The sequence below is a fragment of the Thiothrix sp. genome (genome assembly GCF_028714775.1).
In the GTDB taxonomy this organism is placed as follows: Bacteria; Pseudomonadota; Gammaproteobacteria; order Thiotrichales; family Thiotrichaceae; genus Thiothrix.
This window is the reverse complement of the sequence record NZ_JAQTLS010000014.1, coordinates 32,210-58,820: the sequence shown is the minus strand read 5'-3', so window position 1 is coordinate 58,820 and position 26,611 is coordinate 32,210. Positions and strand designations below refer to the sequence as shown.

Annotated in this window: 16 protein-coding genes and 4 tRNA genes; 4 read left to right on the top strand and 16 right to left on the bottom strand. The window is 54.8% G+C overall.

Features of this window, described 5'->3' with window-relative positions; genetic code table 11:
* From clpX to PHE17_RS13780, 7 genes are all read right to left on the bottom strand, one after another.
* Positions 1 to 1,287: an ATP-dependent Clp protease ATP-binding subunit ClpX gene (gene clpX, locus PHE17_RS13810; RefSeq protein WP_301016473.1), complete on the bottom strand. Its 1,287-nt coding sequence runs from the start codon at positions 1,285 to 1,287 to the stop codon at positions 1 to 3.
* 243 nt (positions 1,288 to 1,530) lie between these two features.
* A complete protein-coding gene (gene clpP / locus PHE17_RS13805; protein ID WP_301016472.1) occupies positions 1,531 to 2,145 on the bottom strand; it encodes an ATP-dependent Clp endopeptidase proteolytic subunit ClpP in 615 nt (204 codons plus the stop codon).
* A gap of 33 nt (positions 2,146 to 2,178) precedes the next feature.
* Positions 2,179 to 3,474, bottom strand: a complete 1,296-nt coding sequence (tig, locus tag PHE17_RS13800; RefSeq protein ID WP_301016471.1) for a trigger factor — start codon at positions 3,472 to 3,474, stop codon at positions 2,179 to 2,181.
* A 70-nt stretch (positions 3,475 to 3,544) separates the two neighbouring features.
* Positions 3,545 to 3,629, bottom strand: a tRNA-Leu gene (locus PHE17_RS13795).
* A gap of 111 nt (positions 3,630 to 3,740) precedes the next feature.
* Positions 3,741 to 3,816 (bottom strand) — tRNA-His (locus PHE17_RS13790).
* A gap of 29 nt (positions 3,817 to 3,845) precedes the next feature.
* Positions 3,846 to 3,921, bottom strand: a tRNA-Arg gene (locus PHE17_RS13785).
* Between the two features lie 22 nt (positions 3,922 to 3,943).
* Positions 3,944 to 4,020: transfer RNA gene (locus PHE17_RS13780), tRNA-Pro, on the bottom strand.
* Positions 4,021 to 4,377: 357 nt separating this feature from the next.
* On the opposite strand from PHE17_RS13780, the gene ppdK reads away from it, so the two are divergent.
* The 4 genes from ppdK (at position 4,378) to PHE17_RS13760 (ending at position 13,846) form a co-directional block, all read left to right on the top strand.
* Positions 4,378 to 7,155 (top strand): pyruvate, phosphate dikinase, encoded by a 2,778-nt coding sequence (ppdK, locus tag PHE17_RS13775; RefSeq protein ID WP_301016470.1) that lies wholly within the window; start codon positions 4,378 to 4,380, stop codon positions 7,153 to 7,155.
* A gap of 165 nt (positions 7,156 to 7,320) precedes the next feature.
* A complete protein-coding gene (locus PHE17_RS13770; protein ID WP_301016469.1) occupies positions 7,321 to 8,817 on the top strand; it encodes an SIR2 family protein in 1,497 nt (498 codons plus the stop codon).
* Entirely contained in the window at positions 8,814 to 13,007 is a 4,194-nt protein-coding gene (locus tag PHE17_RS13765; protein ID WP_301016468.1) for a HEAT repeat domain-containing protein, read from the top strand. Before PHE17_RS13770 ends, PHE17_RS13765 begins: the two co-directional genes overlap by 4 nt.
* Entirely contained in the window at positions 13,004 to 13,846 is an 843-nt protein-coding gene (locus PHE17_RS13760) for a CHAT domain-containing protein (protein ID WP_301016467.1), read from the top strand. Before PHE17_RS13765 ends, PHE17_RS13760 begins: the two co-directional genes overlap by 4 nt.
* 7 nt (positions 13,847 to 13,853) lie before the next feature.
* Here the strand turns inward: PHE17_RS13760 and PHE17_RS13755 are convergent, their stop codons facing one another.
* The 9 genes from PHE17_RS13755 to PHE17_RS13715 form a co-directional block, all read right to left on the bottom strand.
* A complete protein-coding gene (locus PHE17_RS13755) occupies positions 13,854 to 14,657 on the bottom strand; it encodes an ABC transporter ATP-binding protein (protein ID WP_301016466.1) in 804 nt (267 codons plus the stop codon).
* A 19-nt stretch (positions 14,658 to 14,676) separates the two neighbouring features.
* Positions 14,677 to 15,609, bottom strand: coding sequence for an ABC transporter permease (locus PHE17_RS13750; RefSeq protein WP_301016465.1), 933 nt, complete (start codon positions 15,607 to 15,609; stop codon positions 14,677 to 14,679).
* A 131-nt stretch (positions 15,610 to 15,740) separates the two neighbouring features.
* The gene (locus tag PHE17_RS13745; RefSeq protein WP_301016464.1) at positions 15,741 to 17,147 is read right to left on the bottom strand and encodes a CmpA/NrtA family ABC transporter substrate-binding protein; all 1,407 of its coding nucleotides are present in this window, start codon (positions 17,145 to 17,147) and stop codon (positions 15,741 to 15,743) included.
* 339 nt (positions 17,148 to 17,486) lie between these two features.
* Entirely contained in the window at positions 17,487 to 18,668 is a 1,182-nt protein-coding gene (locus tag PHE17_RS13740) for a CmpA/NrtA family ABC transporter substrate-binding protein (RefSeq protein ID WP_301016463.1), read from the bottom strand.
* Complete coding sequence (locus PHE17_RS13735; RefSeq protein ID WP_301016462.1) at positions 18,665 to 19,246, bottom strand: ANTAR domain-containing protein; 582 nt, start codon at positions 19,244 to 19,246, stop codon at positions 18,665 to 18,667. Before PHE17_RS13735 ends, PHE17_RS13740 begins: the two co-directional genes overlap by 4 nt.
* A 44-nt stretch (positions 19,247 to 19,290) precedes the next feature.
* Complete coding sequence (locus tag PHE17_RS13730; RefSeq protein WP_301016461.1) at positions 19,291 to 21,933, bottom strand: nitrate reductase; 2,643 nt, start codon at positions 21,931 to 21,933, stop codon at positions 19,291 to 19,293.
* Positions 21,930 to 22,238, bottom strand: a complete 309-nt coding sequence (gene nirD / locus PHE17_RS13725) for a nitrite reductase small subunit NirD (protein WP_301016460.1) — start codon at positions 22,236 to 22,238, stop codon at positions 21,930 to 21,932. The genes PHE17_RS13730 and nirD overlap by 4 nt, the downstream gene beginning before the upstream one ends.
* Before the next feature lie 12 nt (positions 22,239 to 22,250).
* Positions 22,251 to 24,692, bottom strand: coding sequence for a nitrite reductase large subunit NirB (gene nirB / locus PHE17_RS13720; RefSeq protein ID WP_301016459.1), 2,442 nt, complete (start codon positions 24,690 to 24,692; stop codon positions 22,251 to 22,253).
* Positions 24,693 to 25,005: 313 nt separating this feature from the next.
* Positions 25,006 to 26,601 (bottom strand): AAA-like domain-containing protein, encoded by a 1,596-nt coding sequence (locus PHE17_RS13715; RefSeq protein ID WP_301016458.1) that lies wholly within the window; start codon positions 26,599 to 26,601, stop codon positions 25,006 to 25,008.
* Between the last annotated feature and the right edge of the window lie 10 nt (positions 26,602 to 26,611).

The following is a 26,611-nucleotide window of genomic DNA, read 5'->3' as shown; positions in this document are numbered from 1 at the left end:
TCATTCGCCAGCAGCGGCAGCGGCTTGCGGTTCAGCATTTTCGTAAATGAGGTAAGGCGCGGACTCACCATTGACCACGGATTCATCCACCACGACTTTGCCCACATCATTCAGTGATGGCAGATCGTACATGGTATCCAACAAGATTTTTTCCATGATGCTGCGCAGGCCACGAGCACCTGTCTTACGCTCCATCGCTTTGCGGGCAATGGCGTGCAGAGCATCATCACGGAATACCAGTTCCGCACCTTCCATATCGAACAGCTTGCCGTATTGTTTGGTCAAAGCGTTCTTCGGTTCGGTGAGGATTTGCATCAGGGCTTCTTCGTCTAGCTCTTCAAGGGTTGCCACAACCGGCAAACGACCAACGAATTCAGGGATCAGGCCGTAACGCACCAAGTCTTCTGCTTCAATATCCTTGATGACTTCACCGAAACGGCGGTTTTCATCCGGGGTTTTGACCTTGGCGGAGAAGCCGATGCTGCCCTTTTCGGTACGGTTACGGATAACTTTATCCATACCCGCAAATGCCCCACCCACGATGAACAGGATGTGGCGGGTATCGACTTGCAGGAATTCTTGCTGCGGGTGCTTGCGCCCACCTTGCGGCGGTACGGAAGCAATCGTGCCTTCCACCAGTTTCAGCAATGCCTGTTGCACGCCTTCGCCGGATACGTCACGGGTAATGGAAGGGTTTTCAGCTTTGCGGGAAATTTTGTCGATTTCGTCGATGTAAACAATGCCAGTCTGGGCTTTTTCCACATCGTAATCGCATTTTTGCAGCAGTTTTTGAATGATGTTTTCCACATCCTCGCCCACGTAACCGGCTTCGGTCAAGGTGGTGGCGTCGGCAATGGTGAACGGCACATTCAGTAAGCGGGCGAGCGTTTCCGCCAGCAAGGTCTTACCGCTACCTGTGGGGCCGATCAGCAGGATGTTACTTTTCGCCAGCTCAACACCATCATCTTTGCCGCCTTTGCGGTAGAGGCGTTTGTAGTGGTTATAGACAGCGACGGACAGGACTCTTTTCGCCAACTCCTGACCAATAACGTATTCATCCAGACTGGCTTTCAGCTCACGTGGGGTAGGCAGGCTGGATTTATCATCCGTGGTCTGAGCGGTGTGCATTTCTTCCTGAATGATGTCATTACAGAGATCGACGCACTCATCACAGATGAATACCGAAGGCCCGGCAATCAGTTTGCGTACTTCGTGCTGGCTTTTGCCACAAAAAGAGCAATACAGCAATTTGCCGCTGTCATGATCGCCTCTTTTATCTTTGCTCATCGGAACCTCTATCCTGTACCACTTTCTCATGGCACGCTATTTTTGATCGTAAGGGACTATGTGGGTGTCCCTCCGGGAGTTTTCAAGCTGTATTATTGTAATTAACTTGCCCAGTGACAAGAAGACTACGTTTTACACGGCTATTTTACGCTTCCTTAGCTGAAAAACACCTGTCCAAACACGAAAACAGCCTGACAAAGCAGGCTGTTTTTAGATGAATGGTGCAAATTCAGGGAAAAATCATCACGAACGGACAGTCAACACCTCGTCAATCAGCCCGTAAGCTTGTGCCGCTTGCGCATCCATGAAGTTATCACGGTCGGTGTCTTGATCAATACGCTCAATCGGTTGCCCGGTGTGCATCGCCAATACCGCATTCAGTTCCGCCCGCATTTTGAGGATTTCCCGCGCATGGATTTCAATGTCAGAAGCCTGCCCACGGAAACCACCCAACGGTTGGTGGATCATGACGCGCGAATGCGACAGGGCAAAACGTTTGCCCTTAGCACCGCCTGCCAACAACACCGCGCCCATGCTCGCCGCCTGACCAATACACAAGGTACTGACCTGCGGCTTGATGAATTGCATGGTGTCATAAATCGCCATGCCCGCCGTAATCACCCCACCCGGAGAATTGATATACAAGTGAATATCTTTTTCAGGGTTTTCGGATTCGAGGAACAGCAACTGCGCCACGATCAGGTTAGCCATGTAATCTTCGACTTCACCCACGCAGAAAATGACCCGTTCCCGCAACAGACGGGAATAGATGTCAAAGGCGCGTTCGCCACGTGAAGATTGCTCGATGACCATCGGCACACCAACTGCACGTGGTTCAATCGGGTTTTTTCCAAACATTACAACCTACCTTTCCCTATGGGGTTTTAAGGCTTACGCCTGCTTGTTCGGGTTCATGACGCTATCAAAGTCGCGTGCTTCTTCAGCGACAGTCGCCAACCCTAACGTCCATTCAACGATCATTTCTTCCATCACTGCCGCTTCGATGGTTTGCATCGCTTGGCGGTTGCTGCGGTAGTAATCTTTCAGCGCTTGTGGCTCTTCGTAAGTGGAAGCCAGCGTTTCCAGCATCGCGTCAACACGCGCAGGGTCACGTTGCAGGCCGTGCTGACGGATAATTTCGCCAACCAGCAAACCCAGTTTCACGCGGCGTTCTGCTTGCGGGGCAAACAACTCGTCCGGCATATTATCGGCAGAAGTGCTGGTGTTTTGCGAAAACTCTTCACGAATGTAACGGATTTCGTCGCTGACCAGTGACTTAGGGATGTCAACTTCGTGCAGTGCTGCCAAGCCATCCATAACTTGTTGCTTGAGCTGCGACTTGAGCGCGTTATCCAGTTCGCGCTGCATGTTCTTTCTGACTTCCGCGTGGAAAGTTTCAACAGAACCGTCTTCTACGCCAAATTTCTTGATGAAATCAGCATCGACTTCAGGCAGTACGGATTCACGCACGCGCTTCATGCTCAGTTTGAACTGGGCAGTTTGGCCTTTGAGGTTTTCAGCATGGTAAGTTTCTGGGAAAGCCACGTCGATGGTTTTTTCTTCGCCTGCTTTCATGCCGACCAGACCTTCTTCAAAGTCTTTCAACATCCGGCCTGCGCCCAACTCCACCGAGTAATCTTGTGCCGCACCGCCGTCAAACGCTTCACCATTGATTGTGCCGTCGAAATCGACATTCACTGTGTCACCAACTTGGGCTGCACGGTCAACTTCTTGCCATTCTTGGTTTTGCTTGCGGATAACGCCAACCATTTTTTCGAGGTCAGCATCGGTCACTTCCGCTACCGGACGGGTAATCGTCAGGGTTTCAACGCCCGCGATGGTGATGTCAGGGTAAACTTGGAAGCTTGCGGTGAATTCAAGGTCTTTGCCTTCTTCCATCGCTTTCAGGTCGATTTCTGGCAAACCCGCAACGCGCAGTTGCTCTTGGTTAGCGGCTTGTTGGAAGGTTGTACCCAGCAGCTTTTCAACCACTTCATAGCGCACAGAGTCAGCGTAACGCTGTTTTACCACGGAGAAAGGCACTTTGCCGGGGCGGAAACCATCAATACGCACACGACCAGACATGGATTTCAGGCGTTTTTCGACTTCTTGGTCAATTTGCGCGGCAGGAATTGCCACCGTCATTTTACGGTCGATGTTACCGATTGTTTCGACAGAAACTTGCATGTGAAAACCTCGTTACGGGCCTGCTCTCCACGGATACAGGGCAAATCATCATTAAAATCAAGGGGTAAGGTGGTGCGAAAAGAGAGACTCGAACTCTCACGCCTTGCGGCGCTGGTACCTAAAACCAGTGCGTCTACCAATTCCGCCATTCTCGCACGTATCTTAAAATGTGGATTCCTGACAGCCAAGCAGCTAACCAAGAATCACGAAGGAGGCGATTATACACAGCCACTAGGCTCTTGTATAACATTTGAAATAAGGAAAAGTGGGGTGACTGATGGGACTCGAACCCACGACAACCGGAATCACAATCCGGTGCTCTACCAACTGAACTACAGCCACCACTGAAACTTGCTTCTGTCGGGCATCAATGGCGCGCCCGGCAGGGCTCGAACCTGCAACCTACGGCTTAGAAGGCCGTTGCTCTATCCGTTGAGCTACGGGCGCAAGTAGGAGATGAAAAGTGGAATGGTCGGAGTAGAGGGATTTGAACCCCCGACCACCTGTACCCAAAACAGGTGCGCTACCAGGCTGCGCTATACTCCGACAAGATCAGAAAGAATGTAACACGGTTTGCTTGCATTCCTCAATCAAGAGCGCGAACTATACGTAGCAACGAAACCAACGTCAAGCCCCTAAACCGACATTTTTTACTGCTCTGATGGCAATATTTTCTGGGCTTAAGGACAGCCATTAACTGATGTATTTCAAGTTTTCATGCCTTTGGTCAAGTCAACGGCAAATTCACGCCCCCTTTTCACCCTTTGCACAGCCACGCCCCCTGCTCTTCTTATATAATTCACCCCGCATCTTCATGCACATCCATGAGGGTGCGCTTTCTGCCCCGAACAGGCGGAATCCATCAAATGAATAAAACGATTACGGTTAACGATGGTGAATTACATGAAGAAATGGATATATTCCTACCATGAAGGTAACGGAAAAGATAAACAATTACTCGGCGGCAAGGGCGCTAACCTCTGCGAAATCACCCAAATCGGCCTCAACGTCCCCCCCGGCTTTGTCATCACCACAGATGCTTGCCTGAGTTACCTCAACGACCCCGAACGGCAACTGCCCGATGGCGTGATGGCACAAGTCCACGACCAGATGGGTATGTTGGAACACGCCACCAGCAAACGTTTTGGCGATGCGAATGACCCGCTGCTGGTATCGGTACGTTCCGGTTCCGCCATGTCGATGCCCGGCATGATGGATACCATCCTCAATCTCGGCCTCAACGCGCAAACCTTGGTCGGGCTGATTGCCCACACCGGCAACGAACGTTTCGGTTACGACTCTTACCGCCGCTTCATCCAGTTGTTCGGCAAAGTCGCGCTGGGCGTACCGGATGAGCTATTCGACGAACAATTTGAAGCGGTAAAGAAAAAAGCCGGGGTCGCGGTCGACATCGCCCTGCAAGCCAGCGATCTGCAAGAAATCAGCGAACGCTTCCTCGCCGTAGTACAGCACCACACCGGCAAGCCGTTCCCGGCTGACCCTTACGAGCAATTGGAAATCGCCATCAAGGCCGTGTTCAATAGCTGGATGGGCAAACGCGCAGTCGATTACCGCCGCGAATTCAACATTACCACCGAGATGGCGAACGGCACTGCCGTCAATATCGTCACGATGGTATTCGGCAATATGGGCACGGACTCCGCCACCGGCGTAGGCTTTACCCGCAACCCCGGCACAGGCGAAAACGTGCTGTACGGCGAATACTTGGTCAATGCCCAAGGCGAAGACGTGGTAGCCGGTATCCGCACCCCCAAACCGTTGCAGGACATGGCAGAAGAAATGCCTGTGCTTTTCCCGCAACTGATGGATTTGCGCAACCGTCTGGAAACCCATTACCACGAAGTGCAGGATTTCGAGTTCACCATTGAAAAAGGTGTGCTGTATTGCCTGCAAACCCGCAACGGCAAGATGAATGCCAGCGCGATGGTGCGCACCTCCGTGGAAATGGCGCGTGAAGGCTTGATCACCGAACAGGAAGCCCTGTTGCGCATCAACCCGCAACATCTGGAGCAGATGCTTTACCCACGGCTTGACCCGAAATTCAAAGGCACGGCGATTGCCACTGGCCTGCCCGCTTCCCCCGGTGCTGCCAGCGGGCAAGCAGTATTCGATGCTGACCGTGCTGAAACCTTGGGCAAACAGGGCATCAAAGTCATCCTGATCCGCGAAGAAACCAAACCGGAAGACATCCACGGTTTCTTTGCTGCGCAAGGCATCCTCACCAGCCGGGGCGGTAAAACCTCGCACGCGGCTGTGGTGGCGCGTGGCATGGGCAAACCGTGCGTCGCTGGGGCAGAAGGTATCCACGTTGATGTGCAACTGCGCAAGGCGTTTGCAGGCAATGCCATTATCAAGGAAGGCGATGTCCTCACCCTAGACGGCACAAGCGGCAATATCTACCTCGGCGCAGTACCGACCGTGGAAACTGGCTTTTCCACCGAACTCACCACCCTGCTGGAATGGGCTGACAAAGCCGCTCGCCTCAAGGTCATGGCGAATGCCGACACGCCGCACGACGCTGCCCGCGCCCTGCAATACGGTGCGCAAGGCATTGGCCTGTGCCGTACCGAACGCATGTTCAACGCCTCCGAACGCTTGCCAATTGTGATCGACATGATCGTGGCGGACACCACCGAACAGCGCCAAGCTGCGCTCGACCGCTTGCTGCCCATCCAACGGGCGGATTTCCGCGACGTGCTGAAAATCATGTCGCCGCGTCCAGTCACGGTGCGCTTGCTTGACCCACCGATTCACGAATTCCTGCCCAACGAACAGCAACTGCTGAACGAACTGGAGCAATTGCACCACCTGCGCCTGTCAATGCAGGGCATGGAAGTCTTGGTGGAAACTGTCAAGTTACTGGCGGGCAGCCACGGTGAAGCCTTACCCGCGACCGTCCATGAATTGGGTGACACCCGCATGGTGGATAGCGTCATCAGCCGCAAAGAGCAAATCCTCCAGAAAGTGCGGACGCTGCACGAAGTCAACCCGATGCTGGGGCATCGCGGGGTACGTCTGGGGATTACCTTCCCGGAAATTTACACCATGCAAATCCGCGCAGTGCTGGAAGCCGCCGCTGAATGCACCAAAGAAGGCGTGCCGGTGTTCCCCGAAATCATGGTTCCGCAAGTCTGTACTGTCGAGGAACTCAAGTACGTCAAACGCTTGGTGGAAACCGTCCATCAGCAAGTCGAGGCCGACTTCGGGGTCAAAGTCCACTACGAGTTCGGCAGCATGATGGAAGTGGTGCGGGCATGTATGCGGGCAGAAAGTCTGGCGGAAGAAGCGCAATTCTTCTCCTTCGGCACGAACGACCTGACCCAAGCCTCGTTCTCCTTCTCACGGGAAGATGCCGAGAACAAGTTCCTGCCGATGTACAACGATTGCGGCATCTTGCAAGACAACCCTTTTGAGGTGCTGGACGTGAAAGGTGTCGGCAAACTGATGGGCTTGGCAGTCGGTTGGGGACGTAGCGCCCGCCCCGGTATCAAAGTCGGCATCTGCGGAGAACACGGTGGGCATCCGGCTTCCATCCGTTTCTGCGATGAAATTGGGCTGGATTACGTGTCCTGTTCCGCGCCGCGTGTCCCGATTGCACGGCTGGCAGCGGCACATGCACGGTTGTTGCTGGATCAAGGCCAAAGCGTGATCGGCAAGTAAGCCTACAGCGGTGGGCGGGTGCAATGCCCGCTCACCTTTTATACAGCGCATCCCCGATTTTTGCTGGATTTTCCCCGCTTATCTCAAGCAAACCTGATTTCTTTCGCCCATAAACCAAGCCGATTTGCTATCTTTAACGACAGACAAACCAGCGGGGCTAAGCAAATGTCAGAACGCGAGCGCATCCAGCAAACCCTTGAAAGCCTAAAGCAGAACTGGCAACTCCTGAGTGCCAAACGCGAGGCTGTCGAGAAGCAATTTCTGTTGGAAACCGATGCTGCCAGAAGATTCCAGCAAAAAGCCACGCTGGATGAGACAGTGGCGGAACTCACAACACTGGAAACTAAAATTGCCGCGACCGAACAGGAACTGGCAACAGAAACCAACGCCGACCAGACCAAACAACTGCGTGATGAACTCGCCACCCTGCGCCGCAACAAGGTTTACCCACAAGAGCTGCTGCAAATTGCCCTGCAACTCCAAGCACTCATCCCTCATGACCCCAAAATCAATCAAGAAGTCAGCGAATTGCAGCAACGGGTGGAACAAGGCAACCTCGCACGCCAAGTCTTCGCCCGCCTGACTGCCCATTTCGCCGCCCTTGCCCCTATTATCACCCTGCTATCGCAAGTGCTTGACCCGCGCAACCAGCACGAACAAATGACCACCATTGCCACCATTGCGCAAAACTTTCTGGATGGGCACATGCAAGCACCAGACTTCATCCAGATATTCCAAAGCCTGCTTAGCTCCGCTGCCGTTAATGCCCGCAGCAACAATACCCACCAATACGCCAAAGTCGCGGAAAGCATCAGCAAAGGGCGCACGGTACTGTTCCTCGGTTCTGCCATCCCGCACCTGTACGCAGGCAGCAACGACGATGAACAAGTGCTGGTCAGCAAACTGGCGGAAGAAATCCAGTACCAGAGCTTTTCCGGTAGCCTTTCCTCCATCGCCGAGTATTATCAACTGACCCCCGGCTTTGGGCGCAGAAGCTTGCTGGAAAATCTGCAAAAATCCCTGCCGCAAGACATGCCCGCGCTGAGCCTGTACGCATCGCTGGCGCATATCCCCACGCATTTGGTGATCATTTCGGCGGCTTACGATACCTTGCTGGAAAATGCTTTCCGCGCGGCGGGCAAGCCGTTTGTGGAAATCGCCTCCATCATCATCCCCACTGACGATTACAAACTCGGCTATCTGGTGCTGAAATATTCCGACCGGGCGGGTGAGGAACGCTACACACAGGAACAGCTCTCCCAGCTTGAATTGCTCAAGCAGTATTCCATCCTCTACAAGATTCGCGGTACGTGCGGTGAGGGTTATACCGACAACAACACCGCGTGGCGTGACGCGCTCACCCTGTCGGAAAGCAACTATTTCACCTTTGCCGAAAATGCCGGGAAAATCATCCCCGACTACATCACCCGCCAGTTCCGTGACCGCGAATTCCTGTTCATCGGTTTTAGCCCAGCGCGTTGGGAAGACCGCCTGCTGGCGCGTGCCTTGCTGCTGAAACGGCACAATTACCCGGAACCGTGTTACACCATCGGCAAAACCGATGACCCGCTGCAAAAAGCCTTCTGGGAGAACCAGAACGTGCGCCAGTATGAAATGGATTTCGCCGAACTCGACAAGCATTTGCAGGAGGCCAACCCATGAGCGGCATCCCCGACACCACACCCGCCAATGCCCCCTACCCCGGTTTGCGTCCCTACCGCGAAGACGAGCAAAACAACTTTTTCGGGCGCGACGCTGACTGCAAAATCCTCATCGACAAGATTCTGGTTAACCGTTTGACCTTGCTGTTCGCCGCCACTGGGGTGGGCAAAAGCTCGCTGTTGCAAGCTGCGGTGTTGCCACAACTGAAATCACCGCTGGGGGAAAATCTGGATGTGGTGTATTACATCGACTGGGTATCCGAGCCGCTGAATGGGTTGAAACAGGCGGTGCAACAAGCCCTGCAAACCAGTGGTTCGTGGCGACCTGAAATCGTGTACGCCCCCAAGGATGATGAAAAGCTGGTGGATTTTCTTGGTTTCTGCACCCTGTTTACCCGCCAGCCTCTGATTGTGGTGCTGGATCAGTTTGAGGAATTTTTCCGTTACCAAGCGGGGCGGTCGGCCTTCCAGCCATTCCTTGAGCAACTGACCGGGGTATTCACCAACGCTAACCTACCCGTGCATTTGGTGTTCTCGATGCGGGAAGATTTCGCGCTGGAACTGGATGCGTTCAAGAAATACGTGCCGCTGTCGGTATTCAACAACCTCTACCGCCTCGACAAACTGGGGCGCGAAGCAGCACGGGAAGCGATTCTCAAACCTTTGCTGCCAACTGACTTCCAGTATGAGCCGGAATTGCTGGAACAACTGCTGAAAGACTTGCTCAAACGCGAACTGCGCCGCACCACCACCAGCCCGCTGGAAGACACCACCGAAGCAGTCGACCCGCCTTACCTGCAAATCGTCTGTTCGCAACTGTGGGATCGGGAAAGCAGCAACCCCGCCAAAACCTTGCGGATGCAAACTTACCGGGCAGCGGGTGGCGCGGCGGGCTTGCTGGAAAACTACATCCAGCACACCTTGCAGGGGTTCAGCGAACACGAAAAAGTGCTGACATCACGCTCATTCGACCACCTCATCAGCCGTCACGGGGCAAAGATGCCCTATACGCCGGAAGACCTTGCCTCCGCCATTGATGCCAAACTGGACGAACTCAAGGCGGTGCTGGAAAAACTCACTAAGACACGGATTTTGCGCAGCCAGAAACGTGAGGACAAAATCTGGTATGAGCTTTACCACGATATGTTTTCGGGCAGTATCGAGGGGTGGAATACCAAGCAGAAGGAGAAGATGCGCAATAAACGGCTGCTGATGATTGGCAGTTCGGCAGCCGCAGCTATTTTGGTGATGACACTGGGTACGATCTGGGGCATGAACCACTTTAATCACCACTTACGATTGGCAAAACTAGAAGGAAGTCGGGTAGAAGTTTATGGCGGCAAAGAAGGCTGGTCTGACCTGTTCAATCAGCAACAATATGCCTATGAAACCTCTTTGCCGAGTCAGGATATGGAGCCGGACAAGCGCTTTCAGGAACGGGGCATTCTGGACTACAAGGATTTGAATAACGAACTGACGGGCTACCGCCCGTTTGCTGAGCGTATTCATGGCTACATTGAACAGGGCAATTTCAGCAAAGCCTTAGAACTCAAAGAAAAGGCTTTTTCTGGTGGTAGCCCGGAAATTTCGCGTGATGTCATCCGGGGTTTGTTTGGCCTGAAAACACAAACAGGCTTTGCGCTGATAAAGCAACCCGCTGTAGCAGACAAGCAGGATACCCTGAACGATACGGCACTCACTTTGCTGCAAGCCAACACTTTATCTTATTCGATCGACAATCTATCCCCGTTTCAGTTTTTCTATAGTCAGCTCAAACAAAGATTGTCCCCCCAATCCGCAATAATAACTGACCCGCGCCTGACAGACAAACTCATCAACTATTTAGCAGACAAAAGTGAAAATGTGCATCTTTCCGCCGCTGAAGCCCTCGGGCGAATCGGCGATCTCCTCGCCGTCGATGCCCTCGCCAATGCCATCAAGGATGAAAATGAATCCGTGCGTTTTTCCGCCATTGATGCCATCGGGCGAATCGGCGATCCACGCGCCTTTGATGCCCTCGCCAACGCCATCAAGGATGAAAATGAAGACGTGCGTCTCAAAGCCGCTGAAGCCCTCGGACGAATCGGCGATCCCCGCACCGTCGATGCCCTCGCCAACGCCATCAAAGATGAAAATGAATATATGCGTCTTTCCGCCGCTGAAGCCCTCGGGCTAATCGGCGATCCCCGCGCCTTTGATGTCCTCATCAACGCCATCAAGGATGACAATGAATCCGTGCGTTCTTCCGCCGTTGATGCCCTCGGGCGAATCGGCGATCCCCGCGCCTTCAATGCCCTCGCCAACGCCATCAAGGATGAAAATGAAGGCGTGCGTTATTCCGCCGCTTCTGCCCTCGGGCTAATCGGCGATCCCCGTGCCGTCGATGCCCTCGCCAACGCCATCAAGGATGAAAATGAATCCGTGCGTTCTTTAGCCGCTGAAGCCCTCGGGCGAATCGGCGATCCCCGCGCCTTTGATGCCCTCGTCAACGCCATCAAGGATGACAATGAAAACGTGCGTTCTTCAGCCGCTTCTGCCCTCGGGCTAATCGGCGATCCCCGCGCCTTTGATGTCCTCATCAACGCCATCAAGGATGACAATGAATCCGTGCGTTCTTCCGCCGCTGAAGCCCTCAGGCTAATCGGCGATCCCCGCGCCGTCGATGCCCTCGTCAACGCCATCAAGGATGATAATGAACATGTGCGTCGAAACGCCGCTGAAGCCCTCGGGCTAATCGGCGATCCCCGCGCCTTCGATGCCCTCGCCAACGCCATCAAGGATGATAATGAATATGTGCGTCGAAACGCCGCTGAAGCCCTCGGGCGAATCGGCGATCCCCGCGCCGTCGATGCCCTCGTCAACGCCATCAAGGATGAAAATGAATCCGTGCGTCGAAACGCCGCTGAAGCCCTCGGGCGAATCGGCGATCCCCGCGCCGTCGATGCCCTCGTCAACGCCATCAAGGATGAAAATGAATATATGCGTCTTTCCGCCGCTGAAGCCCTCGGGCTAATCGGCAATCCCAACCAGATTCAAGTTGATGCTGTTACCCCAAAAGAAAGAAAGGGTACATTCAAATGGGCTGACTTCTTTAATTATGAAAAATTGGGTTCAATTGCAGGCTCAGTTAATGACCGCAAAGCACTGCTGCAAGCTCTTAACCTGCCTGTCTCTCCCGAACGCAACCAGCAATTGCTGGCGCTTGCCCAAAAAACAGATGCCCATCTTTCCATCCGGCAAAAAGCCATTGAAACACTTGCCGACAGCAAGGATGTCAAGCTTGTTGATCCACTCCAGCCGTTAAAATCACACGCACAACTCAACAAAACCATTACCGAACTGGAAGACAAGGTTTTACCAGCGCTGGAGATATTGCACGACACATCCCGCAAACTGCCTGCCAGAATTGCCGCCCTGCAACGCCTCCCAAAAGAAGACCCGACCACAGCCAAACAAGAAATCCTACGTATCATCCAACAACCGGAAGAAGATGCGTTCAGTAGCCTTGCCTACCGATTGTTGGGTAATTTGCAAATCACCGACAGTGAAGTAATTCCACTTCTGCAACAAAAGCTGGATGTACTGGATGAACAATACCGCGACTGGCGTAAACTGCGTGACAGCAAATCCGAAAACCCGACGGATGAAGACCTGAAACAAATCAGAGATGCAAAAGCCAAAATCAATCCGCTGGCTGCTTTTGATTCCGCCTATGCACTCTCTCGGCTTGATCCTGAGATTGGGAAAGAACTCCTTACCCACAACCTCGCTGACGTGCGTCAAGGCGCATACATGGGCTTTGCGATGAAAGCCAATATCCAGCAACTGCGGGAACTGGATCAGGCACGCGAAGTCCACCGCAACGACCCGGTTTTTCAGTATTCTGCTTTCCGCGCCATCGACATCGGCTTAAGCCGTTTGGAAATCCTTGGCAACAACCCCAGAGACGGTGAAAAGGATAAAGAGCTGAAAGAATTACGCGCATGGCAGAGTGACATTGAAGGCCGCAAAATGCCCGAAGGCGACCCCGATGATGAAGTTCTCGAACGCCTGCAATGGACGACGCTGATGATGGAACACTACAACAAGCTGGATAAGGAATTCCGCGAGAAGTACGGCAAGATGCGTGTGTGGCCTGAAGATGCGCTGCCGGTTAACCAACCTTATCCAAACGAAGAGGGCAAATCATGACCACCATCCTCCTCCTCGGCGCAAAGAGCAAACTCAAACCGCTGGAATCCGTCCCCGCTGAACTCAGCCGCATCAAGCAGCTTTTCGGTAACGCAACAAGCGCAAACTGCACGGTCGACTACGAACCCTACCTGACCCGCGCCATCCTCGGCGACCTGCTGCGCAAACACACCGATCAGGCCAACATCATCCACTTCGCAGGGCATAGCGGCGCAGAACAACTCCAGACCGATGACGAGCTAGTCTACGCCCGCCACATCGCAGGCATCCTGCAAACATGGGATCGCAAGCCCGACCTGCTGTTCCTCAACGGCTGCAACAGCGCCGGACAGGTGGAAAGTTTCCTCGCCGCTGGCATCCCCTGCGTCATCGCCACCCACAACTACATCGACGACCGCGAAGCCTCCCAGTTTGCCTACGAGTTTTACGCCAACCTGCTCGCCAAACCGGACAAAGTAACCCTTGCCAATGCCTTCACCCGTGCCGGAGCACTGGTAGTGATGGGGCAACCGCGCCAAGCCCGCAGTTTGGACATCAGCACCCTCGACAAATCCACCACCCAAGAATGGGACTGGGGTCTATTCAGTCGTGACCCGAATGTACCCAAGCACTGGACACTCACGCCCCCGCCCCCCAAACCATCCGATTTCATGCGTAAAGCCAAACTGGAACGCGCCCAAGCCCGCTGGCAACTGCTGTTTGACCGCCTCACCGCCATCGAAACCCAATACGCGCTCGAAACCCGCGCCGAAGAAAAACTGCGCATAGAACACATACTGGAGCAAAACCGTGCCGACCTAGCGAAGGTAGAGCAAGAGGTGGATAGTCTCAGCCAATAAGCTGCGATTACGCCGCTTCCTTGCGCCCATGCCGCTCATACAGGAAGCTCAGTACCGCTTTGCGGCAACGGATGTATTCCGCCGATTCCGCCATCGCCACCCGGTTACGCGGGCGCGGCAAGTTGACGTGCAAGATTTCACCGACTGTCGCTGCTGGGCCATTGCTCATCATCACGATCCGGTCAGACAGCAATACTGCCTCATCCACATCGTGGGTAATCATGATCACGGTGTTGCCCAGCTTGGCTTGGATTTCCATCATCGAGTCCTGCAAGTGCGCACGGGTCAAAGCATCCAATGCGCCAAAAGGCTCGTCCAGCAGCAGCACTTGCGGTTCCATTGCCAAGGCACGGGCAATGCCAACGCGCTGTTTCATGCCGCCGGAAATTTCATCCGGGCGCTTATCCATCGCATGATCCATGTGTACCAGCCGCAGGTTGTGTTCAATCCATTCGCGCATTTCTGCCTTGCTTTTGGTCTTCTTGAACACCTGTTTGACCGCCAGCTCGACGTTTTCATAGGCGGTCAGCCACGGCAGCAAGGAATGGTTTTGGAACACTACCGCCCGCTCTGGCCCCGGCTCATCCACTTCACGCCCATCCAAAATCACACCGCCTTCGGTAGCTTTGTACAAGCCCGCAACGATGTTCAACACGGTTGATTTGCCGCAGCCGGAATGCCCGATGATGGAAACAAACTCACCTTTTTCGATGCGCAAATTCACCTTATCGAGGGCGCGGAACGGCCCCTTTGCCGTGGGGAAATCAATCGACACCTGCGAAATCAGCAAATGGTCGGGATGTTTACTCATGTTCTGTTTTCCTTATCCGTTAACGCAGCGCGAGGCTCTTGTCCCATGACACGTGGCGTTGCAGCAGCAACATGCCGCGATCCAGCGCAAACCCGATCAGGCCGATGACGATCACCGCCACCATAATGCGCCCAAGGGAATTGGAACTGCCGTTTTGGAATTCATCCCAGACGAATTTGCCCAAACCGGGGTTTTGCGCGAGCATTTCGGCAGCAATCAGCACCATCCACGCAATCCCCAGCGACAGGCGCAAGCCAGTAAAAATCATCGGGATGGCGGAAGGCAGCACGATTTTGCGCACATGCGTCCACCAGCTCAGGCGCAGTACCTTGCTGACGTTCTGCAAATCCTTGCTGATATTCGCCACCCCGACGGTGGTATTAATGATGGTCGGCCACAAACAGCACAGCAGTACCGTCAGTGCGGACGTGATGAACGACTTTTCAAACATTGGGTTATCCGTGACATACACGGCGCTCACGATCATGGTCACAATCGGCAACCATGCCAGCGGTGACACCGGCTTGAACAACTGGATCAGCGGATTAAGCGCGGCATAAACCGTTTGGCTCAGCCCCGCGACAATCCCTAGCGGAATGGCAATCAACCCCGCCAGTACGAATCCCGTCATTACCGTTATCAAGCTGGTCAGTATCTGGTCGAAAAAACTCGCCTTACCCGTGTACGGGCGCACTTCGATCTCGGCATTCGGGTCGTCTGCCTTGGCTTTGGTGTTGCGCTCTTCTTGCCGTTGGTAGAATTCCACTTCTTTCTGGCGGGCAGCTTTGTGTTCATCAATCAGCCCGATGAATTGTTCAAACACCTGCACTGGCCCCGGAATAGCGCCGAGCGAGGTTACAATTTTGGGTGCACCGACCTGCCAGATCGCCAGAAACAGCAGGATACCGAGGAATGGCGCTCCAAGGGTCTGGAATAGTTGCGTAGGGTTCATGCAAGTCTCCTATTACCCTCACCCCCCAGCCCCTTCTCCCGCCAAGCGGGCGAGGGGGAGCAAGAGTGAAAGGCAGTATTTTTCTTAGCCCCTCGCCCGCTTGGCGGGAGAGGGGTTGGGGGTGAGGGTCTTTAAACCTTGCTGTCTTTCTTCAGCCCAATCTTGAACTGCTCGATGTACTCGTTCGGTTTCTTGCCGTCGTAACTCGTGCCGTCAATGAAATCGCTGGTTGCTGGCTTGTAACCGGATTCAGTACCGAAGTCAGGGAAGTCTTCCTTCTTCAGCTTGCCATCAGCGATCAGGGCTTCAGCCGCTGCTTTGTAGATGTCAGGGCGGTAAACTTTCTTGGCAGTTTCATCAAACCATTTGTCGTCCTTGGCTTCGCCGATTTGGCCCCAACGGCGCATTTGCGTCAGATACCACACCGCATCGGAGTAATACGGGTAAGTCGCGTTGTGGCGGAAGAACACGTTGAAATCCGGTACGTCGCGCTTGTCACCCTTTTCATACTCGAAAGTACCCGTCATGGAATTTGCCAATACCGCTTTGTCAGCACCGACGTATTCCGGCTTGGAAAGGATTTCAACGGCTTCCTTGCGGTTAGCATTGTTGTTTTCGTCCAGCCAGTAAGCGGCACGGATCAAGGCTTTGACGACGTGCGCGGTGGTGTTCGGGTTTTTCTCGACGAAGGCTTTGGTCAGGCCGAACACTTTTTCCGGGTTGTTTTTCCAGATTTCGTAGTCAGTGATAACGGGAACGCCGATACCTTTGGCAACCGCTTGTTGGTTCCACGGTTCGCCCACGCAGTAGCCGTCAATCGTGCCCGCTTCCAGCGTGGCGGGCATTTGCGGTGGCGGGGTCACGGAAATCATGACATCGCCGTCAATTTGCCCCTTGATGTCATCCTTGGCGGGTGCATAAGTGCCGGGGTTGATGCCGCCCGCTGCCAACCAATAGCGCAGCTCGTAATTGTGGGTGGAAACCGGGAACACCATGCCTAAATTGAATGGCTTGCCTTCCTTCTTGTAGTCATCGACCACGGCTTTGAGTGCGTCAGCCTTGATCGGGTGGACAGGCTTGCCGTCTTTCATTTCGACATGGGCTTTCATTTTTTCCCACACCGCGTTGGAAACGGTGATGCCGTTGCCGTTCAAGTCCATTGAGAACGGGGTAACGATCTCAGCTTTCGTGCCGAAACCGATGGTGGCGGCGAGGGGTTGGCCTGCCAGCATGTGTGCGCCATCCAATTGCCCATCGACCACGCCATCCAGCAATACTTTCCAGTTGGCTTGCGCTTCCAGCTTGACGAACAAGCCTTCGTCTTCAAAGAAACCCTTTTCGTAGGCAATCGCCAGCGGAGCCATATCGGTTAGTTTGATGAAACCGAATTTCAGGTCAGATTTTTCTGGCTTGCCAATGTCAGCGGCCTGTGCGCCAGTGCTGATCAGCAGGCCAGTGCCCATGCTCAGGGTTAATGCCAAGGCCAGCGTAGCTTTCTTGAAGAAAGTGCGGCGTCCGGTTTGTTGTGTCTTGCTCATCGTTAAAACCTTTTTCGTAGACAAAAAAAAGCCCTGACGCCTGTTGGAGGAGGAGGAACCAACAGGGGTCAGGGCAGCTTTACCCAAAATCCCGCGCTACGTCGCACGGTTAGGAGGAGGAGTTACGTTAAAGGGCAGTCGCCGTTGACTGCGCTTGAGGATAGTTATGCAAAGGGTGTGCCAAATGTCTACCCCCCTCACCCCAACCCCTCTCCCTCAAGGGGAGAGGGGCTTAAAACCTTATCTTTCTTGCTCCCCCTCGCCCCTTGAGGGAGAGGGGGTTGGGGGGTGAGGGGTAAATGGCTACATTAGAATGCACTTATAGAGTGCTTTCTGACCTCATTCGGCACGATTGTGATGCAACACCGCGTAGGTGCTGCCCATTGCAATCGGCTGACTGGCCTCACGTAATACCCACGGGGCAATGTTGCCACTCTTCGGCAAATCATTACCCAAGGGATACGGCAGGCTGAGGATGTCTGCTGCCAGCCGATAGATGTCGGTGCGGTAAACCCGCGCCAAGATTTCCGCTTCGTCTGCCAGCGTTGATGGCAATTGCCCCGCTGCTTGCATCTGCGCCAGAAAATACGCGCCGTGCGAATGCCACGGGAAATTGGCGGCATAGCGGGCAAACACATTGAAGTCGGGCAGGAAACGTTCCGGTTCACGCGGCGCATAGCGGTAATGCCCCAACAGCGGTGGACGGATCACTTCCACGGGCATATCCAAGTATTCGGGGCGAGCCAGTAATTCGGCAATGCGGGCGCGGTTATGGTGGTTTTCCAGCCACTGGGCAGCTTCCAGTAAGGCACATAGCAGGTTCACGTGGGTTTCAGGGTTGGCTTCTGCCCACGCTTGCGTAACACCCAACACTTTTTCCGGGCCATTATTCCACAGTTCGTAACTGCTGACGGCAACGTGACCAATGCCGCGCTGCACCGCAAGCTGGTTCCACGGTTCGCCTGCGCAATAGCCGTCGATTTTGCCCTCTGCCAACGAGTTGACCATTTGCGGCGGGGGAATGACTTGGATTTCCACATCGCGTTCCAAGTCCAGCCCGCCATCCTGCAACCAAGCACGTAGCAAATAATGGTGCTGCGAAAACGGGTAGACGCTGGCGAACACCAGCTTGCGCCCCGGTTGGCTGGCGAGCAGGGCTTTGAGGCCAGTGGCGCGTAAGGGGCTTGTTTGCAGGTGTTGCGGAAACAGTACCTGCATATCATCCATCAAATTGCTGGCAAGGGTGATAGCGCTGCCATTCAAACCGAGGCTGAAAGCGGCTTGCATGGGGATGCCAAGGCCGTCGATACCCAGTGTTGCCGCCAGTGGCATGGGTGCAAGCATGTGTGCCGCATCCAATTCGCCGAACGCCACGCGGTCGCGGATATTCGCCCACGACACCTCGCGTTGCAGGGTAACGTGCAGGCTGTATTTCTCGAAGAAACCGCGTTCCAATGCCGCAACCAGCACCGCGCAGTCGGTCAGTGGCAGGAAGCCGATACGCAACTTCTGTTTCATCATTTGCCCCCCAGCAGCGCCATTGCTGCGATGAAATTGCGGGCGGCTTCGCCGATTTTCATGTTGCGATCCATCGCCATTTTGCGCAGCAGTTGGTATGCCTCCTCCTCCGAAAGGTTGCGGTGTTGCATGAGGATGCCTTTGGCCTTGTCCACGTCTTTGCGGTCTTGCAGGCGCGATTTGTAGTCTTCCAGTTCTTCTTTGAGTTTCTGGTATTCCTGAAAACGGGCGATGGCGACTTCCAACACCGATTTCAGGCGCTTCCCCGGTAGGTCGTCAACGATGTAGGCACTGACCCCGGCATTGATCGCGGCACGGGTGGTTTCGTAATCGCTTTGCTCGGCGAAGAAGACGATGGGCTTGGGGGTTTCGCGGCTGACATTACGCAGTGATTCTAATGTGTCGCGGTCAGGGCTTTGCATGTCGATCAGGATGATGTCGGGCTGGTGGTTACGCACCGCATTCATCAGGTTATCGCCCGACCCAATGCGGATAATATGGGTGTAACCAGCCGCCAACAGCGCGGCTTCGAGGCTGCCGGAACGGTCGGAATCGCTGTCAACCAGCATGAGTTTGTACATGGACACCTGCGTAAACGAAAACTAATGTGACTGATATGCAAGTATTACGCCAGCAGGGACTTCAACTCCGGCGCACACGAACCGCAATTCGTGCCCGCATTCAAGCAGCGCCCGATGTCTTCCACGGTTTTTAAGCCCTGCTCGGCAATCGCCTTGCGGATGGTTTTTTCGCCCACCTTGAAACACGCGCACACGGTACGCCCCTTGTCTTCGCCTGCCACTGCCGGTTTTCCTGCCAACAGGCCGATGCGGTCAGCGGGTTGCAAGGCTTCCTGCGCAAACAGGCTGATGAGCCATTCGCGGGCGGGCAACAAAGCGGCGGAAGCACTGATGAACAGGCAGCTTTCCAATTGCCCCCCTGTGAAACGTGCAGCACGGTAAGTTTGGCGGGCTGTGTCGAGGTATTCTGTCCAGTTCACGGCACAATCGTTTTGGCAGAGCAGTTCGCGGGCGAAGGCTGCCCAGTTGTCGGAGGTTTCGCTGCCTGCCAGTTCGTAACGCCATGCATGTTCAGCTTTGATGGCAGTCCAGTAATCGGTAGCGGGATTTATCTTTCGCCGCGAAATCAAAAATCCGTGCCACTGAGTCTGATAAGGCGCAACCACCACCGTGGCGTGTTTTGCTTCTGGCTGCCCCGAAATCGGATCAACCACTGCTGGAATCAGCCGCCCTACGCCCGCTGCGCTGCTGAACTGCCTGCTCCAGTGCATCGGCACGAATAAGCTGCCGCGTTGCTGGTCACGGCTGGTTTTGACCCGCACCAGTATTTCACCCAAGGCATTGTGTATACGCGCCAGACCACCGTCCTGCAAGCCTTGGTCACGTGCATCGCAAGGGTGGATTTCTACCATTGGTTCCGCCATGTGCGCCGACAAACGCGGGGAAATGCCGGTGCGGGTCAGCGTATGCCAATGGTCACGCACCCGCCCGGTATTCATCACAAATGGGTAGTCCGGGGTACGCACGGATTGCGGCAGGCATGGCGTCACAGCAATGAATTGCGCCTTGCCGGATGCGGTGAAAAACTTGCCATCCGTAAATAAACGCGGCGTTCCCCTGCCGGATTCCAACACAGGCCATTGGGTTGGCTGCAAGTCGGCGTATGCTTGCGCAGAAATGTCACGCCACGCACCCAAGTTAAAACAGCGCCTGCCGTCATTTTCAAACGCTGACAGCGCGGCATGTTCACGGAAGATTTCATGTGCGGACTGGTAAGGGAAATGCTCGGCAAAACCCATTACCCCTGCCACTGCCGTAACGATTGCCCAATCTTGCTTGGCTTCACCGGGTGCGGGGAGGAAGGGATGCTGGCGGGAAATACAGCGTTCGGAATTCGTCACCGTGCCATCACGTTCGCCCCACGTCAGCGCAGGCAAGCGGATGTGTGCCAGATCAGCCGTGTCGGTGTTGCGCACACAATCGGAAACCACCACCAATTCGCATTTCCCCAAAGCGCGGCGTACCTGATCGGTATCTGGCAAGCTGACTGCGGGGTTGGTTGCCATAATCCATACCGCTTTGACCTTGCCCGCTTCCATCGCTTGGAACAAATCGACTGCTTTCAGTCCAGCCTGTTGCGCCATCACGGGGGATTGCCAGAAACGTTGCACCAAGTCGCGGTGCTGCGGGTTGTCGATGTCCAGATGCGCTGCCAACTGGTTGGCAAGTCCGCCGACTTCGCGCCCCCCCATCGCATTCGGTTGTCCGGTGAAAGAAAATGGCCCTGCGCCGGGTTTACCAATCCGCCCAGTCAGCAGGTGGCAATTGATCAGCGCATTGCCCTTATCCACCCCGCTGGAGGATTGGTTGATACCTTGCGAAAATACCGTGACCACTTTTTCGGTGGCGGCGAATAGGTCGAAAAACCGCTGCACGTCTTCGACTGGCAAGTTGCACTGCCCAGCGGTTGAATGCACATTCGGCGCACTGTCGGTTGCCGTGGCTAATGCGCCTTCCACCCCACTGGTAGATTCCGCGACGAACTCAGCCGCTGTGCAACCATTGCTTGCCAGATAAGCCAACAAGCCGTTGAACAGGATGGCATCTGTTCCCGGTGCAAGCCCCAAATGCAAATCGGCAAGGTCGGCGGTTTGGGTACGGCGCGGGTCGATGGTGACAACTTTCAGCGCGGGATTAGCCTTTTTCGCTTTGACCATGCGCTGGTAGAGCACGGGGTGACACCACGCGGTATTGCTGCCCACCAACACGATCAGTTCGGCTTGCTCCAGGTCTTCGTAGCTGCACGGCACGAGGTCTTCGCCGAAAGCGCGTTTGTGCGCCGCCACTGCCGACGACATACACAGGCGTGAATTGGTGTCGATATTGGCTGAGCCGATGAAACCTTTCATCAGCTTATTGGCGACGTAATAGTCTTCGGTCAGCAGTTGCCCAGAGACGTAGAAGGCCACTGCGTCCGCGCCGTGTTCCGTGATAATTTGCTGGAAACGGGTGGCGATGGTGGATGTGGCGGTTTCCCACGTTACACGCTGCCCATTGATTTCTGGGTGTAGCAGGCGCTGCGGATGGTCGAGTGTTTCCGCCAGCGCCGTGCCTTTGGAACAGAGCCTGCCGAGGTTGGCAGGGTGTTCTTGGTCGGGGCGGACTTTCACCGTACCCCTTGCATCTTGTTCGACAATGATCCCGCAGCCTACGCCGCAGTAGGGGCAGGTGGTACGGGTAGTCTTCATAGTTGCAGGTACACCTTGCCGCCTTCCACTTTCACCGCAAACACATTGCTGCACCCTTCGTCCGGTGCGAGCGCATGACCGCTGGTGAGGTCGATCTTCCAGTTGTGCAGCGGGCAAGTCACGGTTGTGCCGTGCATGATGCCTTGCGATAAGGGGCCACCTTTGTGCGGGCAAGCGTCACGGATGGCGTACACCTGATCATCACTGCCGCGAAATACCGCGATATTTTGCTCACGGGTTTTAACCAAGCGCGAACCCAGCACTGGAATTTTGTCCAGTTCAACCACTTCAATCCATTGGCTCATTGTTGTTGCTCCTTATTGTGCGAGGGTAATCGGGGTGAATTCGAGGGCTTCCGCACCGTTGGCTCGCGCTTTCCACGGGTCAATCTGGGCGGGTTGTTGGGAAATCAGGAAACGTGCGTGCAAGGCTTGGCGTTGTGCTGCATCATCTACTACCGCTGCCTTGATTTTTGCAAGGCCGACTCGCTCGACCCACGGAGCAGTGCGTTCCAGATAATGCGCATCTTCGCGGTAAAATTGGCAGAACGCGCCGGTGTATTCCAGCACTTCTGCTTCGGTAGCGACTTTACACAGCAGGTCGGTGACACGCACTTTGATACCGCCATTGCCGCCGATGTGCAATTCGTAGCCGGAATCGACGCACACCACGCCGATGTCCTTGATGGTCGCTTCCGCACAGTTGCGCGGGCAACCGGAAACTGCCAGCTTGAACTTGTGTGGCATCCACGAACCCCACGTGAGTTCTTCCAGCTTCACACCCAGCCCGGTGGAATCTTGCGTACCGAAACGGCACCATTCGCTGCCCACACAGGTTTTCACCGTGCGCATGGCTTTGCCGTAAGCATGACCGGAAACGAAACCCGCAGTGGAAAGGTCTTTCCACATCGCAGGCAATTGCTCTTTCTGGATGCCGAACATATCAATACGCTGCCCGCCCGTGACCTTCATGGTGGGCACTTGGTATTTGTCGGCAACGTCGGCAATGGCGCGTAATTGGTCGGAAGTACACATGCCGCCGAACATGCGCGGCACAACCGAATACGTGCCATCTTTCTGGATGTTACCGTGGGCGCGTTCGTTGATGTAACGCGATTGCGGGTCATCCTGATACTCGGTCGGGTAGGCGCACAGCAGGTAGTAATTGAGCGCATTGCGGCAAGCGGGGCAACCATCCGGGGTTTTCCAGTCGAAGAACTCGCGTACCGCAGGCATAGTTTTCAGGCTGTGTTGCAGGATGCCAGCGCGGATGTCGTCGTGGGTATGCTCGGTGCATTTGCACAGCGGCTTGGTTTTGGGTGTGGCGGAATAATCCCCACCGACCGTGTGCGCCAACAGCGATTCGACCAGCCCGGTACATGAGCCGCACGACGCGGAAGCCTTGGTGTGGGCGCGGACTTCATCCAGCGTGAACAGTTTCTTTTCGGTGATGGCTTTTACGATGTCGCCTTTGCACACCCCGTTACAGCCGCAAATTTCGGCAGAATCGGGCAAGCTGGCGACGCGGGTTTCAGGGTTATGCCCAGAATCACCCAGATGGTGTTGCCCAAACAACAGGCTGTCACGGAAGGCGGAAACGTCCGTGCCGTCTTTCATCATCTGGAAATACCAGCTTCCATCCACGGTGTCGCCGTACAGCACCGCGCCTTTGATCTGGTTGCCTTCCAACACGATCTTCTTGTACGTGCCGGAAGCCGCATCCTTAAACACGATGTCTTCGGTCTTGTCATTACCGATGAAATCACCTGCGGAAAATAACTCAATCCCCGTTACTTTCAGCTTGGTGGAAGTCACCGTGCCTTGGTAGCGGGCGATACCGTATTTTGCCAAATGGTTGGCAGCAACTTTGGCTTGCTCGAACAGCGGCGCAACCAAACCGTAAGCCGTGCCCCGGTGTTGCACACATTCGCCGATAGCGTAGATTTTCGGGTCGGTAATGGTTTGCATCGTGTCATTGACCACAATGCCGCGTTCGCAATACAGGCCAGCCGCTTTACCCAACGCAATATTGGGTTTGATGCCAACCGCCATCACCACAAGGTCGGCTTCAACCACCGAACCATCTTTGAAACGCACCCCCGTGACGCGCCCATCACCCAACAGTTCGGCAGTGCTGGCTTGCATCAGGAATTTCATGCCGCGCGCTTCGAGCGATTTTTGCAACATCTGCGCGGCGGGTTTGTCGAGCTGGCGTTCCATCAAGGTATCGAGCAAGTGCACAACGCTGACTTGCATCCCCTGTTTCATCAAGCCATTCGCCGCTTCCAGACCGAGTAAGCCACCGCCGATGACCACTGCGTGTTTGTATTTGCTGGACGCTTCCAACATCGTATCCACGTCTTTGATGTCGCGGAAACCGATCACCCCCGCTTTATCCACCCCCGGAATCGGCAGCATGAATGGCACAGAACCCGTGGCAATAATCAAACGGTCGTAATGGGCAACCGTGCCATCACTGGCGATCACTTCGCGGCGGGCGCGGTTGATTTCCTCAACCTTTTTGCCTTTGTGCAGGGTAATGCCATTGTCGGTGTACCACGACTCATCGTTGAGCATGATTTGCTCGATGGTCTTTTCGCTGGCAAGCACTGGCGAAAGCATGATGCGGTTGTAGTTGCCGTAAGGCTCTTCGCCGAACACCGTGATGTTGTATTGGTCGGGCGCAAGTTTGAGCAATTCTTCGAGGGTGCGCACCCCCGCCATGCCGTTGCCGATCAGTACCAGATTTTCTTTAAGCACAATGCTTTCTCCTAAAAACAAAAAAGCCCTGAACCTCAAGGCCGGAATAGACCAGAAGGTTCAGGGCTTCGTTACCCAAATAAGTTGTCGTCACGCAACGGTGCGTGGGTACTGCGGTACGGTCGCCGTTGACCGTGGAGCAGCGTTTGGGGAATTTAATGCAAGGCTTGTGCCAAGGGCGGCTGCGCCGTTAACCCCCATCCCCAGCCCTTCCCTCGCAAGGGGTGAAGGGAGCAAGAGGAAGAGAAGCGTGCATTAGGGTGCGCTTATTTAGGGAGTAGGCAGGAGCACTTGCACTGGAATGGGGCGTAGATCACGCCCCCCACACATCCACTTGCAACTCAGCATCGTGGCGCACCTGATGCCAGATTTTCTCCTCCCAACTGACTTCCGGGTTGCGGTTGAAAATCACCAGATGCACTTCCGTCGCCCCGCAGTGGCGGGCATAGCTACTGGCTTGGACAGTGCCATCGGCAATGGTCTTGTCGAGGTTGGCGTAAAGGATTTTTAGTTCCAGCACCACGCGCTGCACTTCGCCGTAAAAGCCTTTGACCTCATCCAGCGGCCATTCGAGGTACAAGTCGGTGTACTTGCGCCCCAAAGCATATTCGCGGTGGATGCGCCCGCCGCCATTGACGATGCGCTGCAAAAACGCTTGCAGGATCAGGTGGGGGCCAGCTTCTTTATAGGGCAAGCCTTGCAACCACACGTCCGAGTTTTCGCGGAAAAATTGCTGGAAAGCGGTTAACAGTTTCACCATATCCAAGCGGCGTTCTGGGGTTAGATACCACGCTTGCTGGTGGGTAATGGTCGCTTGCCATTGCCAGGTGATTTCACGCGGGATGATTTCCTGATAAATGCGGTTGCTGATGGCGATTTGTGGGCGTGTCCTGATCAGCCCCAAGTCTTCCACGTATTGCAGGTCATCATCCTGCAAGTTGGCAATCCGGCTTTCACCTGCCAACAGCGCGGCAATCACAGCATAGACGCGACGCTCTTTGAGTTGGTTTGTCAGTTGGTCAAGGTGGGTGGCGCGGGAACGGATCAGGCGTTCGCGGGCAGCTTGGTAACGCTCCCTCGTGATGGGGGTGCTGCGGTCACGGGCGCTTTTATCTTTCCACGTCATTTCATGCCCCAAAGCATTTACCAACCACGGCTGGCCTTGGGTGTCTTCCCACAATGCAGGAAACACATCCTCCTCAAATACCTGCCCTGTAGCAGCGGTATGTTGTTGATAAAGCGTCCTAACCTCCTCAAGGCTGAAATTGCCCATGCGCAGGGATTCGGCTTTGATATTGAAGGCACTGCCGCCAGTAATGGTTTCCTTGTGTGCGTTCTGCATACGGTAATCACGCACGTCACGTACCCCGCAGAGGATGATGCTTTGCGGAAAGGCGCGGGGGCGTTGCGCATAACCTGCACGGATTTGCCGCAACAGGGAAATCAGGGTGTCACCGATCAGGGTATCCACCTCATCCAGCATCAGCACGATAGGCTTGGGGCTGATTTGCGCCCACTGTGCCAGCAGTTCAGTAACGGCAGTTCCCGGATTGGTGTGCGCCAAAATGGATTGTGCTAAGGCTGGCAAGGTGGGTTCGATACCGTAATCACGCGCCCGTGCCGCAATGGTCTGGCAGACGGTGGTCATCCCTTTGTCCGCGTCTTCCCTCGCCGTTTGCGCTCCTTCGATATTGACGTACAGGGTGTTGTATTCGCCGCTTTTATTCAGCACCTCCATCATAGCCAGTAAAGTGCTGGTCTTGCCCGTCTGGCGCGGGGCGTGCAACACGAAGTATTTTTCTGCGTCAATCAGGTAGCGGATTTCTTCCCAATCGAGACGTAGCATCGGGTCAATGCAGTAATGCTTACTGGGGACAACGGGGCCGGAGGTGGTGAAATGTTTGTTCATGGTTGCCACG

Bases quoted from the DNA above. Each gene is read 5' to 3' on its own strand.
- clpX (WP_301016473.1), bottom strand. From the start codon at position 1,287: ATGAGCAAAGATAAAAGAGGCGATCATGACAGCGGCAAATTGCTGTAT.
- clpP (WP_301016472.1), bottom strand. From the start codon at position 2,145: ATGTTTGGAAAAAACCCGATTGAACCACGTGCAGTTGGTGTGCCGATG.
- tig (WP_301016471.1), bottom strand. From the start codon at position 3,474: ATGCAAGTTTCTGTCGAAACAATCGGTAACATCGACCGTAAAATGACG.
- ppdK (WP_301016470.1), top strand. From the start codon at position 4,378: ATGAAGAAATGGATATATTCCTACCATGAAGGTAACGGAAAAGATAAA.
- PHE17_RS13770 (WP_301016469.1), top strand. From the start codon at position 7,321: ATGTCAGAACGCGAGCGCATCCAGCAAACCCTTGAAAGCCTAAAGCAG.
- PHE17_RS13765 (WP_301016468.1), top strand. From the start codon at position 8,814: ATGAGCGGCATCCCCGACACCACACCCGCCAATGCCCCCTACCCCGGT.
- PHE17_RS13760 (WP_301016467.1), top strand. From the start codon at position 13,004: ATGACCACCATCCTCCTCCTCGGCGCAAAGAGCAAACTCAAACCGCTG.
- PHE17_RS13755 (WP_301016466.1), bottom strand. From the start codon at position 14,657: ATGAGTAAACATCCCGACCATTTGCTGATTTCGCAGGTGTCGATTGAT.
- PHE17_RS13750 (WP_301016465.1), bottom strand. From the start codon at position 15,609: ATGAACCCTACGCAACTATTCCAGACCCTTGGAGCGCCATTCCTCGGT.
- PHE17_RS13745 (WP_301016464.1), bottom strand. From the start codon at position 17,147: ATGAGCAAGACACAACAAACCGGACGCCGCACTTTCTTCAAGAAAGCT.
- PHE17_RS13740 (WP_301016463.1), bottom strand. From the start codon at position 18,668: ATGATGAAACAGAAGTTGCGTATCGGCTTCCTGCCACTGACCGACTGC.
- PHE17_RS13735 (WP_301016462.1), bottom strand. From the start codon at position 19,246: ATGTACAAACTCATGCTGGTTGACAGCGATTCCGACCGTTCCGGCAGC.
- PHE17_RS13730 (WP_301016461.1), bottom strand. From the start codon at position 21,933: ATGAAGACTACCCGTACCACCTGCCCCTACTGCGGCGTAGGCTGCGGG.
- nirD (WP_301016460.1), bottom strand. From the start codon at position 22,238: ATGAGCCAATGGATTGAAGTGGTTGAACTGGACAAAATTCCAGTGCTG.
- PHE17_RS13715 (WP_301016458.1), bottom strand. From the start codon at position 26,601: ATGAACAAACATTTCACCACCTCCGGCCCCGTTGTCCCCAGTAAGCAT.